Origin of the sequence: Cellulophaga tyrosinoxydans (genome assembly GCF_900176415.1) — a bacterium.
Lineage (GTDB): Bacteria > Bacteroidota > Bacteroidia > Flavobacteriales > Flavobacteriaceae > Cellulophaga > Cellulophaga tyrosinoxydans.
Genome location: NZ_FWXO01000001.1, coordinates 1,438,550 through 1,455,372, shown reverse-complemented (window position 1 = coordinate 1,455,372; position 16,823 = coordinate 1,438,550). Strand labels below are relative to the sequence as shown.

At 32.8% G+C, this 16,823-nt stretch carries 15 protein-coding genes and 1 tRNA gene; 8 read left to right on the top strand and 8 right to left on the bottom strand.

What is annotated here, in order from left to right:
* The first annotated feature begins 69 nt into the window (after positions 1-69).
* A complete protein-coding gene (locus tag B8963_RS06540; RefSeq protein WP_084060589.1) occupies positions 70-1,395 on the top strand; it encodes a hydroxymethylglutaryl-CoA reductase, degradative in 1,326 nt (441 codons plus the stop codon).
* Complete coding sequence (locus B8963_RS06535) at positions 1,388-2,296, top strand: GYDIA family GHMP kinase (RefSeq protein WP_084060588.1); 909 nt, start codon at positions 1,388-1,390, stop codon at positions 2,294-2,296. The genes B8963_RS06540 and B8963_RS06535 overlap by 8 nt, the downstream gene beginning before the upstream one ends.
* 58 nt (positions 2,297-2,354) lie before the next feature.
* On the opposite strand, the gene B8963_RS06530 is transcribed toward B8963_RS06535, so the two are convergent.
* From B8963_RS06530 to B8963_RS06500, 6 genes are all read right to left on the bottom strand, one after another.
* A complete protein-coding gene (locus tag B8963_RS06530; protein ID WP_084060587.1) occupies positions 2,355-4,475 on the bottom strand; it encodes a peptidylprolyl isomerase in 2,121 nt (706 codons plus the stop codon).
* 92 nt (positions 4,476-4,567) lie between these two features.
* Positions 4,568-5,797 carry a hemolysin family protein gene (locus tag B8963_RS06525; RefSeq protein ID WP_449384830.1) on the bottom strand — a complete coding sequence of 410 codons (1,230 nt, stop codon included), beginning with the start codon at positions 5,795-5,797 and terminating at the stop codon, positions 4,568-4,570.
* 258 nt (positions 5,798-6,055) lie between these two features.
* Positions 6,056-6,667: an LPS export ABC transporter periplasmic protein LptC gene (lptC, locus tag B8963_RS06515; protein WP_084060584.1), complete on the bottom strand. Its 612-nt coding sequence runs from the start codon at positions 6,665-6,667 to the stop codon at positions 6,056-6,058.
* 1 nt (position 6,668) lies between these two features.
* Positions 6,669-8,036 carry a hypothetical protein gene (locus B8963_RS06510; RefSeq protein WP_084060583.1) on the bottom strand — a complete coding sequence of 456 codons (1,368 nt, stop codon included), beginning with the start codon at positions 8,034-8,036 and terminating at the stop codon, positions 6,669-6,671.
* A gap of 17 nt (positions 8,037-8,053) precedes the next feature.
* Positions 8,054-9,319: a BamG family beta-barrel-assembly machinery protein gene (locus tag B8963_RS06505; protein WP_084060582.1), complete on the bottom strand. Its 1,266-nt coding sequence runs from the start codon at positions 9,317-9,319 to the stop codon at positions 8,054-8,056.
* Positions 9,320-10,048 carry a type III pantothenate kinase gene (locus B8963_RS06500; RefSeq protein ID WP_084060581.1) on the bottom strand — a complete coding sequence of 243 codons (729 nt, stop codon included), beginning with the start codon at positions 10,046-10,048 and terminating at the stop codon, positions 9,320-9,322.
* 101 nt (positions 10,049-10,149) lie between these two features.
* Here B8963_RS06500 and B8963_RS06495 point away from each other — a divergent pair.
* A tRNA-Phe gene (locus tag B8963_RS06495) sits at positions 10,150-10,222 on the top strand.
* 401 nt (positions 10,223-10,623) lie between these two features.
* Here the strand turns inward: B8963_RS06495 and B8963_RS06490 are convergent.
* The gene (locus tag B8963_RS06490) at positions 10,624-12,192 is read right to left on the bottom strand and encodes a glycoside hydrolase family 32 protein (protein WP_234989616.1); all 1,569 of its coding nucleotides are present in this window, start codon (positions 12,190-12,192) and stop codon (positions 10,624-10,626) included.
* A gap of 90 nt (positions 12,193-12,282) precedes the next feature.
* On the opposite strand from B8963_RS06490, the gene B8963_RS06485 reads away from it, so the two are divergent.
* The 5 genes from B8963_RS06485 (at position 12,283) to B8963_RS06465 (ending at position 15,766) form a co-directional block, all read left to right on the top strand.
* Positions 12,283-12,795 (top strand): rhodanese-like domain-containing protein, encoded by a 513-nt coding sequence (locus B8963_RS06485; RefSeq protein ID WP_234989615.1) that lies wholly within the window; start codon positions 12,283-12,285, stop codon positions 12,793-12,795.
* 9 nt (positions 12,796-12,804) lie between these two features.
* Complete coding sequence (locus tag B8963_RS06480; protein ID WP_084060579.1) at positions 12,805-13,413, top strand: TIGR04282 family arsenosugar biosynthesis glycosyltransferase; 609 nt, start codon at positions 12,805-12,807, stop codon at positions 13,411-13,413.
* 8 nt (positions 13,414-13,421) lie between these two features.
* Positions 13,422-14,237 (top strand): purine-nucleoside phosphorylase, encoded by an 816-nt coding sequence (locus B8963_RS06475; protein WP_084060578.1) that lies wholly within the window; start codon positions 13,422-13,424, stop codon positions 14,235-14,237.
* 106 nt (positions 14,238-14,343) lie between these two features.
* Entirely contained in the window at positions 14,344-15,075 is a 732-nt protein-coding gene (locus B8963_RS06470) for a DUF547 domain-containing protein (RefSeq protein WP_084060577.1), read from the top strand.
* Positions 15,062-15,766 (top strand): TIGR04283 family arsenosugar biosynthesis glycosyltransferase, encoded by a 705-nt coding sequence (locus tag B8963_RS06465; protein WP_084060576.1) that lies wholly within the window; start codon positions 15,062-15,064, stop codon positions 15,764-15,766. Before B8963_RS06470 ends, B8963_RS06465 begins: the two co-directional genes overlap by 14 nt.
* Before the next feature lie 5 nt (positions 15,767-15,771).
* Here the strand turns inward: B8963_RS06465 and B8963_RS06460 are convergent, their stop codons facing one another.
* Positions 15,772-16,809, bottom strand: coding sequence for an N-acetylmuramoyl-L-alanine amidase family protein (locus B8963_RS06460; protein ID WP_084060575.1), 1,038 nt, complete (start codon positions 16,807-16,809; stop codon positions 15,772-15,774).
* Between the last annotated feature and the right edge of the window lie 14 nt (positions 16,810-16,823).

The window sequence follows — 16,823 nt, the reverse complement described above, 5'->3', positions numbered from 1 at the left end:
ACGGCTTAGAATATGCTTTATGATTTATAGTGGTAATTAGTATCTTTGAAATTAGAAACCGAATGTAATATGATTACTCCTATTGAGGGATTTTCCAAACTGACTAAAGATCAAAAAATTGAATGGATAGCTAAAAACTATACCGTAAATTCAGAAGAAACTATCCAAATAATAAATCGTTATTGGAATTCAGACGACACTTTGCAAAAATTGCATGATGAGTTTATTGAAAACACAATAACCAATTATTATTTACCCCTAGGAATAGCACCAAATTTTTTAATAAACAACAAACTATATGCCATACCTATGGCTATAGAAGAAAGCTCAGTAGTAGCTGCAGCCAGTAAAGCCGCTAAATTTTGGCTTAATCGCGGAGGCTTTAAAACATCCGTGATAAATACCGAAAAAGTGGGCCAAGTACATTTTATGTACCATGGTGCTATTGCAAAACTTGAAAAATTCTTTTTAGACATCAAACCTATTCTTCTCGAAGACACCGCTATACTAACCAAGAATATGGAAAAAAGAGGCGGCGGTATATTAGCGATTGAATTACGCAATAAAACCAAAAGCTTAGAAGATTATTACCAATTACATTGCACTTTTGAAACGCAAGATGCGATGGGAGCTAATTTTATAAACTCCTGTTTAGAACAACTAGCAACCACTTTTAAAAGAGAATTTGAAAATAGTAGTTTATTTACTTCTTCTCAAGAACAATTAGAAGTGGTTATGAGCATATTAAGTAATTATGTACCTAATTGCCTGGTAAAAGCAGAAGTAAGCTGTCCTGTATCGCAATTGAGCGATGATAAACTTATTACAGGTGAAGAATTTGCAAAGAAAATGGTGAGAGCTGTAAATATTGCAAAAGTAGAACCCTACCGCGCTGTTACGCATAACAAAGGCATTATGAACGGTATTGATGCGGTTGTTTTAGCCACTGGGAACGATTTTAGAGCCGTTGAAGCTGGCATTCATGCATACGCAGCCAAAAACGGACAATATACGAGCTTAACCAATGCAAGTGTTGAAAATGATATCTTTAAATTCTCTATAGATATACCATTAGCATTAGGCACAGTAGGCGGATTAACTTCATTACATCCATTATCTAAATTAGCCTTAGAAATACTCCAAAAACCTTCCGCGAGAGAGTTAATGCAAATTGTTGCAGTTGCCGGTTTAGCACAAAATTTTGCAGCTGTGCGTTCTTTAGTAACTACTGGAATACAACAAGGTCATATGAAAATGCACTTGATGAATATTTTAAATCAGCTAGGTGCCTCTGAAACTGAAAAAAAAGCATTAATTCATCATTTTAAAAGTCATACGGTTACACACAGTGCGGTAATTACTGAATATGAAAAATTGAAAAACAGCGATGTCTAATAGCTATTATAGTAATGGAAAGTTACTGATTACCGGAGAGTATGGTGTTTTAGATGGAGCACTAAGTTTAGCGGTACCTACAAAATATGGACAAGCTTTAACTGTACAAGAAAATAATACCAACAGCATTACATGGCAAAGTATTGATCACCAAGGTGCCATTTGGTTTGAGGGCGATTTTAACCTAAAGAATAACAAAAGTATTAACACAACGGATTCTGAAACTGCCGAAACTTTGCTGAGAATATTATGTGAAGCTAAAAAGTTGAATTCAGAGTTTTTAATCAATTCTAGTGGTTACAAAGTAACAACTCAGTTAGATTTTCCGAGAAATTGGGGTTTAGGATCTTCTTCTACATTAATAAATAATATTGCACAATGGGCTTGTGTTGATCCATTTAAACTTTTATGGAACTCTTTTTCTGGTAGTGGATATGATATTGCTTGTGCCATGCATAACACACCAATTTTATACCAACTAAAGGGCAAAAAGCCTATAGTAACACCGATTGCTTTTAATCCATCTTTTAAAGAGCATATTTATTTTGTGCATTTAAACAAAAAACAAAATAGTAGAGAAGGAATATCAGCTTACAGAAATTCAAAATTTGACAAAGACCAATTTATTAGTGCGCAAACTATTTTAACGAATAAATTTAGCACATGCGATTCTTTGGAAGAATTTCAAAAATTAATAATTGAGCATGAAACTTTGGTAGCTTCAATTATAAATGAGACACCAGTGAAGCAAAAATATTTTATCGACTATACTGGTGCAATTAAGAGTCTTGGAGCTTGGGGTGGAGATTTCATTATGGCAGTTGGTTCCAAAACAACACCTACCTATTTTAAAAATAAAGGATATGCTACAATAATTCCTTATCAAGAAATGATACTCTAATAAAACTAAAAAAAGCCTCCAAATGGAGGCTTTTTTTAGTTTATAATTCTATTACTAATTAATAGAACATTGATCTATTATCTTTTATCTCAGAAGCTTCTTTTAATGCTTGGTAAACAGCAGAACCTACTCTACTCTTTTTAGATTGATCTAAAGAATTAGAAAAAGTACTGTAGTTATCTAACTTAGTTGCTGGAGTTTTCTTGGTAACTTTAATCATAAACACACCACTATTCCCCTCAATAAGTCCTGAAGTTTTACCTTCACCTAAAACATAAGCTGTTCCGGCCACTGCAGGTTCGCTACCAGCACCAGGAATTGTTGGTGACTTTACAGTAACTGCAGAAGCAGTTGCTGGTGAAACATTGTTATCTTTACCAAAAGCATCCATAGACTTACCTTTGTTTTTGTCTAATATTTGAGCTACTTTTTTCTCTTTACGTAATATTGGTAAAACTGTTGCAGAAGCGTCTTCAGAAGTCATTAATCCTTCTTTGTATTTTGCTGTTAATCTAACCACGGTATACCCATCATTTAAATCAAAACGTTTTACATCTCCTATTTCAGTATCGTCATTAAATGCCCATTGTACTATTGAACGTTGCGCAGCTAAACCAGGCAAGTTCTCATCCATTGCTTTTATTTTATTTACTGGTCTTACATCATAATTACCAGCTTTAGCAACTTCTTCAAATGATTTTTTACCTTCTATGGTTTGCATTTCAAATTTTGTAGCATCTTGAAATACTAAATCAATGGTTTCATCTGAAGGCTCTATTTCCCTAACTAATCTTGCAATTTGAAATAAATCTTGTTTTTCATCAACTTTAACAATATGGAAACCAAATTCAGTTTCAACTAATCCAATAGAACCAGTACTATTATTAAATACAAAATCATTAAATGGCTTCACCATTGCTCCTTCGACGAAAAATCCTAAATCTCCTCCTCTTGGTCCTGAAGGCCCATCAGAATTCTCTCTTGCTAAATCCGCAAATACAACTCCAGATTTTTTAGCTTCTGCTAATAATTCTTTTGCTCTACTTTCTGCCTCTTCTTTAGTTCTTGTTACATTTTCAGCAGCACTTTGAGAACCAGCATAAGCAATTAGAATGTGACTTGCCTTTACATTTCCTCCAGCTTTTTTACCCATCATCTTAGCTACTTCAAAAGTATCTCCTTCGCGGTAAGGCCCGTAAATTTGACCAATAGACAATGCTACTAAGCTATCTGCCACTTTTGAAGGGAATGCGCTTTTAGGCTTGTACACAGTATCAAACTTTACATCGGAATTAAGGTCCAAAAATGCTACCATATCTGTAGTATTTCTAAATCCTTTAATAGTTTCTGTAGTATCTTTTGCTGCATTAAAAGCTTGTGTATCATTTAATAAAGAGGTGATTTTAGCTTTTACTTCATTTTCATCTTTTAACGATGCTTTTTCTTTGAAATATACAAACTGAATATCTCTACTTTCATCTTGCTTAAAATCTTCTTTATGTGCCTTTACATACGTTTCAATTTCGCTCTTGCTGATAGCAATTGTACTATCTGGAATTGAAGTGTAAGGAACTCTTACATAAGAGATATCAAATTTATCATTTGCTAATTTATAGTCTAACTCACCTTCTTTCAAGGTAGTTCCAACACCTGAACCTATTAAATTGTAATAGATTTGCTCTTTAGCTGCAAATATGATTGCTTTTTCTGTTTGTAACCAATCTTGGTATCCTTGTGGATTATTTTCTTTTAGTGTTGCAATAAAATCGATGAATTTATTTTCATCGAAAACACCATTTTCATTTAAGAATTGTGGTAATTGAGAGTAGCTAGGATTATTTCTTAAAAAATCTACTATTTGATCTTGCTCCACAGTAATCCCTAATTCTTGAAACTGCTCTTCTAAAATCGCATTTTTAATTTCTTGCTCCCATACGCCATTTACTACTTGCATAGAAGAAGCTCCTGCACCATAGTTTTTAGACGCAATTTCTACTTTTTGTCTAAAATCATCTATAGAAATATCATTACCGTTTACCTCTGCAACCGCAGAACCAACTTTAGCCCCTGAAAATGTATTGGCACTAAAAATACCAGATATTACAAATGCAAATAATGCTAAACCGATTATTAAAATCAGTATGGTAGTTTTCTTTCTAATTTTATCTAAAATTGCCATTATGTATTACTATTTTATATCAGGCGACGAAATTACCATTTTTCTTTCAAATACTAAAGACAAAAAAAATATAATAATTTACGCCTAAAAAGTTAGTCTTTATCAAGGATTTCGAGGGTCACCAAATCTATTTTGGTACTTGAAACCTCAAGAATCGTGAACAAGAAGTTGTTAATTTTTATTTGAGAATCTTTGCTTGGTATTTCTCCTGTTTCATTCACAATTAAACCACCCAAAGTTCCGTACTCATCGCTCTCCGGTAGATCTAATCTATAATTTTCGTTTATATAGTCTACTTCTAGTCGCGCTGAAAATTTAAAATTTGAAGCATTTATTTGCTCTTCGAATAAATCAGTAGTATCATGCTCATCTTCTATTTCGCCAAAAAGCTCCTCTACAATATCTTCCACCGTTAAAATTCCTGATGTACCTCCGTATTCATCAAGAACCACAGCCATACTCTTTCTTTTTTTAGTAAGACTCCCTAGAATATCACTTACCAACATAGTTTCGGGCACAAATTCCACAGGCATTAAAACACTTTTAATTGTTTTGGGCTTATTGAAAAGTTCGTATGAATGCACGTAACCTATAATATTATCTATAGTGTCTTTATAAATTAATATTTTGGAGAACCCGGTTTCCGAAAATCTTTTGGTTAGATTTTTTGGAGTTTCATGAATCTCCATGGCTTCAATTTCTGTTCTAGGCACCATTACATCTCTTGCCTTTATAGCAGCAAATTCAAGAGCATTTTGAAAAATCTGAATTTCCGAATCTACGTCATCTTCTTTTTCAACGGTTTCCATTTGCTCGTTAATGTAGTCGCCAAGTTCTATTTTACTGAAAGCCAATTGCACTTCATCTCCTTCGGTCTTAAAAAAGACTTTCAAAATAATATCTGATATTTTGATAACAAAATCTGATATTAAAGAAAACAAGATATAAAACACATAGGCAGGAAATGCCAATATTTTTAATAATGTATTTGAATAAATTTGAAAAAGCACTTTGGGCAAAAATTCTGCCGTTAGCAATATTATTAACGTAGAAATTATAGTTTGCGTAAACAAGCTAAAATCGGTTAAAAGAACTTGAATTACTTGATTTTCTGAACCTTGAAAACTTTGAAACCAGGCCATTAACAAATCGCCCATATATAGCCCATAAACCACTAAAGCTATATTGTTACCAATAAGCATGGTTGCGATAAATTTAGAAGGCTTTTTGGTAAGTCTGGTTAATATTTTTGCCAAAAACCCTTCTTGCTTTTTTTCTATTTCGATATGGATTTTATTCGCAGAAATAAAAGCAATCTCCATACCTGAAAAAAAGGCTGACAACAACAAACAACATAATATAATAATAACAGCTGTTCCCAATATTACTGATTATTATTTTGTTGATGCTTTTCGAATTTTTTCCTGTAACTTCTTCTAAACAAAAACATTCCAATAGAAATTATTGTAAAAAATATAAATATATAAGCAAATTGACGGTCAACGTTCCAATCCGTAAAAACACGATACATCGAGAAAATTGCTACGATTAAATATAGATATTCCGTGTATTTTAAAATTTTAATCATCTACCCCTTCTTTTATTATTTTGTAACCATCTCCCGTTTTATGCGCACTTAATAAGGTAAAATCTCGGTTAAAATCTAACCCTAATCCATGTATTAGTGTACCATCTTTTTCATCGGAAAACTTAAATTTTTCTTGTGTAAAAATCCACTGGGTAGTTTGATCATAATACAATTGATTTGTTTCTAACCTTTTACCATCTTGCATTTCTACAATTACATTTCGCTGTAAATCTATAATATTGGTACCAGAATAAATAATACCATAATCCGCCAAAATTACGCTTTTCTTGCCTTCCTTATCAAAAAATTCAACTTTTAATCCTTTAGGAAAGGTACGATAAGGGAATTCCAAATTCTCAAAATCTTCGCTTACTTCTCCTGTAAGAATGGCTATTTTTCTAGTATTACTAACCTCTTCAGTAGAAATTGGCTCTTGTGTTTCGGTATAAGTAAGTTTGTAATTATCCGCAACACCTTGCGGGTATAGTTTACTTTTAGCTTCTTCGCCTACTCTTTTATAGTCATCGGCACATGCAAAAAAAAGCAAAGCTATAGTGTAAACTATAGCAATGCTTTTAAAATTATATACTGATTTTTTTATCATCTTATAGATTAGGCACTTTTACGCTACCACCTACCCAACAATTAAAAGTAACAGTTTTACCTGACATTCCTGAGTTAAAGATCATTTCTTTAGAAGGCGCCTTAGACATATAGCTATTTACAGCTTGACCAGATCTACCACTTAAAGATGGATCAACTCTACCTGCCTGACGAGCAACCTCAGCAGCTTTCCAGTAAATTGCACGCTTATCAAAAGCACTATCTCCACAATCGTTAGCGCTGTTTGCATATAATGTTGCAATTAATAAATATGCTTTACCATTTGATGGATTTGCATCGATTGCCTTCTGAGCATAATTTCTAGCTGTTGACTTACTGCTTCTAGCATAAATTGTAGCCACTTTATAGAATATATCAGATTTCTTGTATTTATCCTTTTCTAAATCTCCAGCTTTATTGAAGTTAGATACAGCTGCACTTGTACTACCAGACTTCATTTCTAATAGTCCTAAATACACATACAAATCTGCAGTTGGTTCAATTGCCAATTGAGCATCAATTAACTTTTTAAACATTGGGTCATCAGTACACTCCTTGTTAAACATTCTGTTTACAGCTCTTTTTACCCAAGTAATATCACTTTTCTTATCTTCAAAACTCTTTTGGTATAAAGGAATAAGATTAGAACATTCCGCAAGTTCACCTAATTTAGCATCGATACTTCCTTCAATCAAACCATAGTTTTCAGAGTTTTGACTTGCTGCTGCTAAAATTCTTTTTTCTTTAGCAGTAATAGTTCCTGCATCTTCTTTTGGCAATAATTGCTCAATTCTATCCGTCAATTTCTTATTTTCAACACCTATTTGCTCAATTACGTTATCATAGGTATCGAATACTTCTTGCAAATCTTTTGTACCTGCTTTATGCAAATCAACTAATAATGAAAAGTAAAGGTATAATGCCTTTGGGTTACTAAAGTTACCCTTATCTTCTTGAAATGCTTTATCTAAAACATTATAGATTTCTTGATCTGTAGCTGTTTTTTCATCATTCATCAACAAAGCCTTGTCAATAGCTACACCAGCTTTAGTGAAATCTGAAGGAAAATTTACAATACTAGCATCATATAATGCCATTAAATCTTTTATGAAGTTTGCTTTTTCTGCACCCGCAGCTTTTTCAATCTTATATTTTAAGATTCTTTCTCCATGAATAAAATTTGCTTTGTGCAAACTTGGGCAATTATCATAAACCATTTTCCATGGAGTGTAAGCAGCTTCGTAATTTTTAACTTTTACGTGCTCAGAATATATAGATAGGTTTGTAGTACACTCAGGGTTGTTCTGCGCATTTACAGCCCCAACAAAGCCAAGTACTGCAATCGCCACGATGTAAAATTTCTTTTTCATGATCTGTTATTTAATGGTTAATTAATTTTTCTTTTGTGGAACCACTTATCGTTCAAAGATAGCCCAACATTAATTTTAAAATAGTTTTCTTTTATTAAATCTGCATCTATGGTTCCTCTCTTTCCTATCTCGAATCCTATGTTCAGATTTGAGAAACTACGACCCAGTGGTAATCCTGTTCCAAAAGTTATGCCAAAATCATTTATATCTTGATTATTTATTTGCATCCCTGTATTTGCAACCTTTAAACCGCCTCTATAAACAATTCTCTTCCAATAGCTTGTAAACGATGCATACTCAGGAATATAGAAACCTCCAATAGCAAAAGTACTTGCATCTTTATACTCAATATTATCTACGTTAAAAAAATCGTTTTTATAATCACTTAATTTTTGAAAACCGTATTCAGCCCCCAAAAACCATTTTAAATTTTCGCCAATACCTAGCCCTAATGTTGTTTTTGTAGGCACTCTAACATCAGCAAATTTTCTGCCTTGTGCATTTAAATCAACATCAAACACTTCAATATCCTGCCCCGTTACTCTAGAAAAGGAACCTATTGATTGTGCATTTTCTGCATTTAAATTTAATTGTGTATCTACACCAATTGAAGTATACAACGTATACTTTTCACTTATTTTAGGGGTGTAATTTAATGAATAATTAAAATCGTATCCTTGAATTTGCGACTCTCTCCTGTCTAAAGTTCCGTATTGTGCATCAGAAGAAGATTGTACACGACTATTATTTATTGTTCCAAAATTATAATTCAATGTTGCTCCAACGCTCAAAACATCTGAAAACTCATAACCAACTGATAGGTAAACTCTATTTAAACCACCGTCTCCAGTGTACTCATTTAAAATTACGCTATCGTCTGGATTTGTATTGGAAATATTAAAATTATAGCCAACTGATGTATAGGGCATTAATCCAAAACCTAATCCAAATTTATCACTTAACGGCACCCCAATAGCCAAATAATCTAAATTGGTTACCGAAGTACTTTGCTTATCATCAGCACTCCTAAAACTAAATTGTTTTTGTGATATTCCTGCCGAATAAGTAGTAATAGCCAATTTACTATATGCAGCAGGGTTTTTTAAATTTATATGAATGCTATCCGCATACATACTAATACCTCCCATCATTTGATTATCTACTGTTCCTACTGTTCTTATATCTCCTAATCCAAAATAAGAATATGGAGAAGCAGTTCCGTTTTGAGCACTTAAACCTACAGAGGTTAATAGCACTATGGCAATTAAAATTTTATTAATCATTTAAATTTTATTGTATTCCAACAAATAATTTAATCCTTCAAGGAGAAATTTTGGATTGGCAAATATGGTATTTTTTGTTCGTTTTGACAAGAATAGCGCATCACCTCCTGTTAAAATAACTGTTAAATCTTTAAAACGTTGATTATATTGGTCAATTACACCATTAATTTCTGCCGAAATTCCGTTTACTACACCACTATGAATACTCGAATTTGTAGAATTTCCGATAAAATCTATTATATCTTCTACTTTTAAGAGTGGAAGTTTTGATGTTTGTTGGTGTAATGCCTTATACCTCATCGACAAACCTGGTGATATTGCTCCTCCTAAATATTCTCCATAATCATTTATCATGTCAAACGTCATACAAGTCCCTGCATCAATAACCAACGTATTTCCATTCGGGTTTTTATAGAATGCTGCTGTCGCTAACGCAATACGGTCCACCCCTAAAGACTCTGGAGTTGCATAAGAGTTTTTAAAAGGTGTTTTAGATTTATGACTTAATTGATGCACATTACAAAAAAGACTTACTACTGCAATATCTTTTTTATCTAATGCACCCACAGATGAAACTATAGCATTATCAATACTAGTATATTTTTTAAATACCGATTTTATACGTTCAACAAAGAGAGAAATCTCGAATTGTTCATGAAACAACTCTGTATTTTCTCTAAAAACTGAAATTTTTATCAGGCTATTACCCGCGTCTATTACTAGGTTCATACTACAAAGTTGCAAAAATGTAAAAAAACAATTCGCTTTTTTTTGATTTTTGTTTGGATATCGCAAAATTGAAATTATATTTGCACCCGCTTAACGGCTTTGGTGCCTTAGCTCAGTTGGTAGAGCAATGGACTGAAAATCCATGTGTCCCTGGTTCGATTCCTGGAGGCACCACATTAAAAACCCGAACAGAAATGTTCGGGTTTTTTGTTTAATATGCTCATAATGAAACACTTTGCTTCTATTTTACACAGCAAGTCATTAGGTGAATTTTACACAAGAGAAACTTCCGATGTTGAAAACAGATAGAATCAACATAAAAATCTTCAATTTTTTCTAAAAATTTTACCAAAGCAGCCGATAACTGCATTTTAACAATTTGAAATAAAGAAGCTGTTTTCTTAGAAAAATTTATTGTCCGAATAATTGACAAACCTGAAATACCACATGCTATTCTAAAGAGAAAATAACTTTGGTTCTACCGAAGCTTCAGTACTGAAGGCACCACATGAAAAACCCGAACAAAAAAGTTCGGGTTTATTTGTTTAATTATTATAGTTTCAAGCATTCTTGAGCTACCAAACGCTCTTTATCTTATCTAGGGTAACTTGACCCAAACTAATATCTAGCTCAGAATTATTTTTAAATACTAGTTTTGAATAATTAGAATTTGGAAAAACTTGAGCTGTCATTACATATTGACCTTGATTAATAAAAACTTCAATTGAAGACCAATCCATTAAAATACGAATTTCAATTTCACCTTCTGGTAAAAGAGCAATTGGCATTTTCTGAACCGAAGCAAAATCTTCTTGAAAATCTACCTTACCAGATTTAGTTCTATCTAAAACAAATAATTTTTCAATACCATTCATTTTTAAACTTAAATCATCTCCATCATCATTTTGAAAATGAAGATTAAATTTTCTTGCCGACGTCCTAAATTTAATTTCAGACTGACTTAAATTATCGTTAGAAATAACCATTTGAGAATTACCACTAATTGATATGCTTTCTGAAAAATCATTGCTAGCAATAGATCCAAGATCTTCAATTGGATAATTTATTAGTTGATATTCGTTAGAATGTTTTGCCAAAGTTAATTTTCTCGGAACCGTCATTGCACTGCGCCACTTTTCAGTCGGTGTATCGCGCGCATAACTCCAATTACTCATCCAACCTATAAAAATACGATCGTTGTTAGGCACATTATTATACGTAACTCCGGCGTAATTATCCGTACCCCAATCAATCCATTTCTCTTCTTTCTGATCAGATGTGAAAGTTCTTCCATCAAAGTCTCCAACAAAATATTGAGTACCACTACCACCATTTGGCGCACCTGGGTTTATACTAATTAAAAGCACCCACTTTTCTTCATCCGTAGTACCAACTTTTAGTTTAAACAAATCTGGGCATTCCCAAACCCCACCATGTGCACCTTGATTTTTGCCAAATTCGCTTACTTTTTCCCATGATTTTAAATTTTTAGATTGCCAAATTTGCAAATGATCTCCTGCGACTAAAAGCATAGACCAGTTTTTTGATTGATCATCCCAAAATACTTTAGGATCTCTAAAATCTTTTATGCCATTATTTCCAATTACTGGATTCCCATCATAAACTGTAAATGTTTCTCCATTATCCAAACTATATGCTATTCCTTGAGTTTGAAAATCGGTTCTACCAGCTCTTTCTCCATCTATATCATGATATGTGAATATGGCCACTAGCGCTGGGTTCTCCTTAGTGCCAAAACCAGAAGTGTTTTCGGTATCTACCACTGCGCTTCCAGAAAATATATAGCCATTTTTATCTGGGTACAACGCAATTGGTTTGTGCTCCCAGTGTATTAAATCTTTACTAATTGCATGTCCCCAATGCATAGGTCCCCAAACAATATCATCTGGATAGTATTGATAGAATAAATGAAACACACCCTTATTGTAAACCAATCCGTTTGGATCATTCATCCATTTGGCAGGTGGTGTAAAATGAAATTGTGGTCTGTATGGCTCCGTATTAACTGCACTTTGCTCCACTATTTCTTTTTCTGTTACACTATTTTTTTTCTCTTTTTGCTTACAAGAAAAGAAAACCAAACAAACAAACACCAACACAAATTGCCGATAAAATTTCATCATTTTTTATATATTACTGTAGTACTAAAAAAATAAAGATAGCCAAAATATTCTTCAACATATTTAGAATTCAAAATTTCTAAATAGGTATCTTTGTTAGAAAATATATCTGCCTTGTTAAAACAATTTTTACTTTTTGGCCTTATAATTTTAACTACAAATTTCTCATTTGCTCAAAAAACTATTGAAAAAACGCTCGAAAAATTTAATAATCAGAGTATTCCGTATATCTCCGTGGAAGAATTAAAAGCATCCGAAGATGCACTATTGTTAGATACTCGAGAAAGAAAAGAATTTGATGTAAGCCATATAAAAGATGCAATTTATGTGGGCTATAAAAATTTTAATATCGATAGTCTAACCGAGCAAGATAAAAACAAAAAAATAGTAGTTTATTGCTCCATTGGTGTTAGATCTGAGGATATTGGTGAAAAATTACAATCCGTAGGGTATACTAATGTTTACAATCTATATGGCGGAATTTTTAAGTGGATAGATACTGATAATCCTGTTGTGGATTCCACCAACACACCCACCAATAAAATTCATGCCTTTAGTAAGTATTGGAGTAAGTTAGTGACAAAAGGAGATAAAGTTTTAAACTAAAAAAATACTGTGCAAAGCAAAAACCTCCTCTTAATATTTACAAGAAACCCAGAACTCGGAAAATGCAAAACAAGATTAGCCGCAACCGTTGGCAATGAAACCGCTTTAGAAATTTACAAATTTTTATTGCAATATACAGTTAGCATAACCAAAAATATACCTGCCGTTAAACAGGTTTATTACTCCGAAGAAATTTGGGAAAAGGATATTTGGAATACTACCATTTTTGAAAAAAAATTACAAAACGGAGCAAATCTTGGTGATCGAATGGCGAATGCTTTTGAACTAGGTTTTAAAAACGGATTTGAAAAAATACTAGTGATTGGTAGCGATATGTATGATCTAGACGCAACAACTATCGAAAATGCTTTCTCTGAATTAGATAAATCCGATTTTGTGATTGGTCCTGCACAAGATGGAGGCTATTATCTATTAGGAATGAAAAAATTTAATGCGAATGTTTTTAAAAATAAAGCTTGGGGCACACACACCGTATTAAATGATACTTTAAAAAATTTAGAAAAATATAAAACAAAGTTATTAGACGTAAGAAATGATGTGGATGTTTATGAAGACATCAAAGACATTTCTGCATTTAATTCCTTTTTAAAAAAATAAATATAATGATGACAAATAAACAGCTTAAAGAATCTACCGATTACCTAATTAGCAAAGGCTTTGATGCTCCAGAACTAGGTATAGTTTTAGGTACTGGTTTAGGTAAATTAGCCAATGAAATTGAAAACCCAATAGAAGCACATTACAACCACATTCCCTTTTTTCCATTAGCAACAGTAGAATTCCATACCGGAAAACTTATTTATGGTTCTTTTGAAGGTAAAAAAGTTGTGGTAATGCAAGGACGTTTTCATGTATATGAAGGATATGATTTAATGGATGTAACTTATCCTATTCGTGTAATGCATCAACTTGGTATTAAAAAATTATTTATTTCTAACGCCTCAGGAGCTATTAATTTAGACATGAAAAAAGGTGATATGATGTTAATTGAAGATCATATAAACTTACAAGGCGGATCTCCATTGGCTTTTAAAAATGTAGCTGAGTTTGGTAGCAGATTTACAGACATGAGTGCTCCATATGACGTTACCATGCGCCAAAAACTTATTGAAATAGCCAAAAAAGAAAATATCACACTAAAAGAAGGTGTGTATGCCTCCGTGGTTGGTCCACAACTTGAAACTAGGGCGGAATATAGAATGCTTAAAATTTTAGGAGCAGATGCAGTAGGCATGAGTACAGTACCCGAAGTAATAGTAGCCAATCATTTAGACCTTCCTGTAATTGCCATATCTGTTTTAACAGACGAATGTGATCCAGAGAATTTAAAACCTGTAAATATTCAAGAGATTATAGAAATTGCAGAAAAGACCGAGCCAAAAATGGTTAGATTATTTAGAGAATTAATAAAACAATTGTAACTATTCAATACTCCAAAGCATACTTAGTTATGCTAAAAAACTTTTTAATTAGCAGGTTATTTGTAAGGTTACGTGGGCATTAACAACTAAACCATAAATTGGTGATATGAGAGTATTTAGTTACGTTCTATTTTTCCTATGCTCTTTTGGTTTGAGTGCCATGGAAAACAATAAACCTAATCCAACAAACTATCCAGACCATACGCTATGGGGAAATTTGTTACAAAAACATGTTGATGATCTTGGTAATGTAAATTACAAAGCCTTTAAAGCAGATAATGACAAATTAGAAACCTATTTAAATAATTTGGCGAAAAATTCTCCTACCGACGCATGGTCTAAAGAGGAAAAATTAGCTTATTACATAAATCTTTATAATGCAGCTACCGTAAAACTTATTACTGATAATTATCCTTTAAAAAGCATAAAAGATTTAAAAAACCCTTGGGATAAAGAATGGGTAAAAGTTGGGAGTCAAACCTATTCATTAGGGGACATTGAGCATAAAATACTTAGAAAAATGAATGATCCTAGAATTCATTTTGCCATTAATTGCGCATCGTATTCATGCCCGAAATTAGTTAATGTGGCCTACATGCCAAAAACTCTAGAGTCACAACTAGCAAAAGCTACAAGTGATTTTATTAACGATGCCTCTAAAAATAATATTAAAACAAACAAACTTTTGCTTTCAAATATTTTTAAATGGTACAAAGGCGATTTTACTGAAAACGGAAGTTTGATAGATTATATACAGCAGTATACCAAAGTTGCGCTAAAAGCAAACTCAAAAATCAACTATCTTGAATACGATTGGAGTTTAAATGAAACCAAATAAGCCTAAAATAAGCATTGTTATTCCTGTTTTAAATGAAGAAAAGTGTATAACACAATTTCTTTCCTATATTAAAACAAATAGTAATTGCGAATATATAGAAGAAATACTACTTGTAGATGGCGGAAGTACAGATAACACAATTGCCTTGGCGGAAGCTAACAACATAACTGTAATTGCATCTGAAAAAGGGCGAGCCAAACAATTGAACCAAGGCGCGAAAAACGCAAAAGGGGACATACTCTATTTTCTACATGTAGATACATTACCACCTAAAAATTTTGACAAAACCATTATCGATGCAGTAATTAAGGGCAAAGAAGTGGGTTGTTTTCAGATGAAATTTGATAGTAATAGCCGGTTTCTTAATTTTTTCGCATGGTTTACAAGAATAAATCATAAGTTATGCAGAGGAGGAGACCAGTCTTTATTTATTACCCGTAAATTATTTTCAAAAACAAATGGTTTTAACGAAAACTACATAGTTTTTGAAGATAACGAGTTTATCAGTAGAATTTATGATATAGCCCCTTTTACTATTTTACCACAACACGTTAAAACCTCCGCTAGAAGGTATGATGAGCGTGGAAAATATATTCTACAATATCATTTTGGGGTTATACATCTAAAGAATATTTTAGGCGCAGGCCCTGAAAAGCTTTATGATTATTACAAGCGAAAAATTGCGATTTAAAATCTTTAATTTTCGTAATCTAAAAGCACCCCTTCACTAATCCATTTAGCCAAAGCCTGTCTATTATCTGGATCAAGAATTCTTCGTTGGTCTTTTTCATTGGTAATATTACCTATTTCGATAAAAGTCATCGCTGGATGCGTTTTTCGAACTAAATAAAGCGACGTTCTATCTTCAAAAGTCCCAGAGTATGTTCTATTTGGCTGATACTTTTTGTACTTAGATTCGAATGTTTTATGAATACTTTCCGCTAGCTTTTTTCCATTTTTACTGTCCTCGTGGTGATAAAAGAAAACATCAATATTCTGCCCTTTACTTCTACTATCTACGTGAGTAACAATAAGCCTTTGATACTTGCCTTTATTTTCTTTGTACAGGGCATTAACCGCATCAACCCTTTGCTTTAGTCTTTCAACTTGATTTAATGGAATTGGCTCATTTGGATAAACCACCTCATCCCTATCCATTTCAAGTATACGTTCATCGCGAATACCATCATCAGGATCTCTAACAATGATATAAACTGTTGCACTATGCGACAACAACTCACGTGCTAATCTTAATGTAACATCATAAGCGTATTCATCTTCAGATATGGCTTTTCCCGCATAAGTAGTCATTGCTCCCGGATCAGGACCACCATGTCCAGATATTAAGTAATACACATTACCTTTTAAGCGTGTACTTTGCGACACTATCTCAGCATATTTTTCTCCGAAAATTTCATAGGAAATTCCTTTTATAGATTTCGTTTCCACTACTACTTTTTCTTGTGCACTTGGTTTTTCAATGGCTTTTTCTACCGGTAATTTGTAAGTTCTGCCAGCATATAAATGCACACTATCTCGCAAGTTTTCTGCATTTAAAGAAACAAATTGATCATAACTATCGTAAGGATTAATTCCTTGCTTTCTAAGAAGTGATAATATTCCATCGCCCTTTTCTGCAACAACAGATTGCACGGCATCTTGCGCTAATAGGTTAATTGATGCTAGTAAAAGAATGGAAACTAGAGTTACTTTGTTTAAAATTGTTGTGAACATTATTGTATTAAAAA

Excerpts from the sequence above, each read along its gene's own strand:
- B8963_RS06540 (WP_084060589.1), top strand. The coding sequence starts at position 70 with ATGATTACTCCTATTGAGGGATTTTCCAAACTGACTAAAGATCAAAAA.
- B8963_RS06535 (WP_084060588.1), top strand. The coding sequence starts at position 1,388 with ATGTCTAATAGCTATTATAGTAATGGAAAGTTACTGATTACCGGAGAG.
- B8963_RS06530 (WP_084060587.1), bottom strand. The coding sequence starts at position 4,475 with ATGGCAATTTTAGATAAAATTAGAAAGAAAACTACCATACTGATTTTA.
- B8963_RS06525 (WP_449384830.1), bottom strand. The coding sequence starts at position 5,797 with ATGGAGATTGCTTTTATTTCTGCGAATAAAATCCATATCGAAATAGAA.
- lptC (WP_084060584.1), bottom strand. The coding sequence starts at position 6,667 with ATGATAAAAAAATCAGTATATAATTTTAAAAGCATTGCTATAGTTTAC.
- B8963_RS06510 (WP_084060583.1), bottom strand. The coding sequence starts at position 8,036 with ATGAAAAAGAAATTTTACATCGTGGCGATTGCAGTACTTGGCTTTGTT.
- B8963_RS06505 (WP_084060582.1), bottom strand. The coding sequence starts at position 9,319 with ATGATTAATAAAATTTTAATTGCCATAGTGCTATTAACCTCTGTAGGT.
- B8963_RS06500 (WP_084060581.1), bottom strand. The coding sequence starts at position 10,048 with ATGAACCTAGTAATAGACGCGGGTAATAGCCTGATAAAAATTTCAGTT.
- B8963_RS06490 (WP_234989616.1), bottom strand. The coding sequence starts at position 12,192 with ATGATGAAATTTTATCGGCAATTTGTGTTGGTGTTTGTTTGTTTGGTT.
- B8963_RS06475 (WP_084060578.1), top strand. The coding sequence starts at position 13,422 with ATGACAAATAAACAGCTTAAAGAATCTACCGATTACCTAATTAGCAAA.
- B8963_RS06470 (WP_084060577.1), top strand. The coding sequence starts at position 14,344 with ATGAGAGTATTTAGTTACGTTCTATTTTTCCTATGCTCTTTTGGTTTG.
- B8963_RS06465 (WP_084060576.1), top strand. The coding sequence starts at position 15,062 with ATGAAACCAAATAAGCCTAAAATAAGCATTGTTATTCCTGTTTTAAAT.
- B8963_RS06460 (WP_084060575.1), bottom strand. The coding sequence starts at position 16,809 with ATGTTCACAACAATTTTAAACAAAGTAACTCTAGTTTCCATTCTTTTA.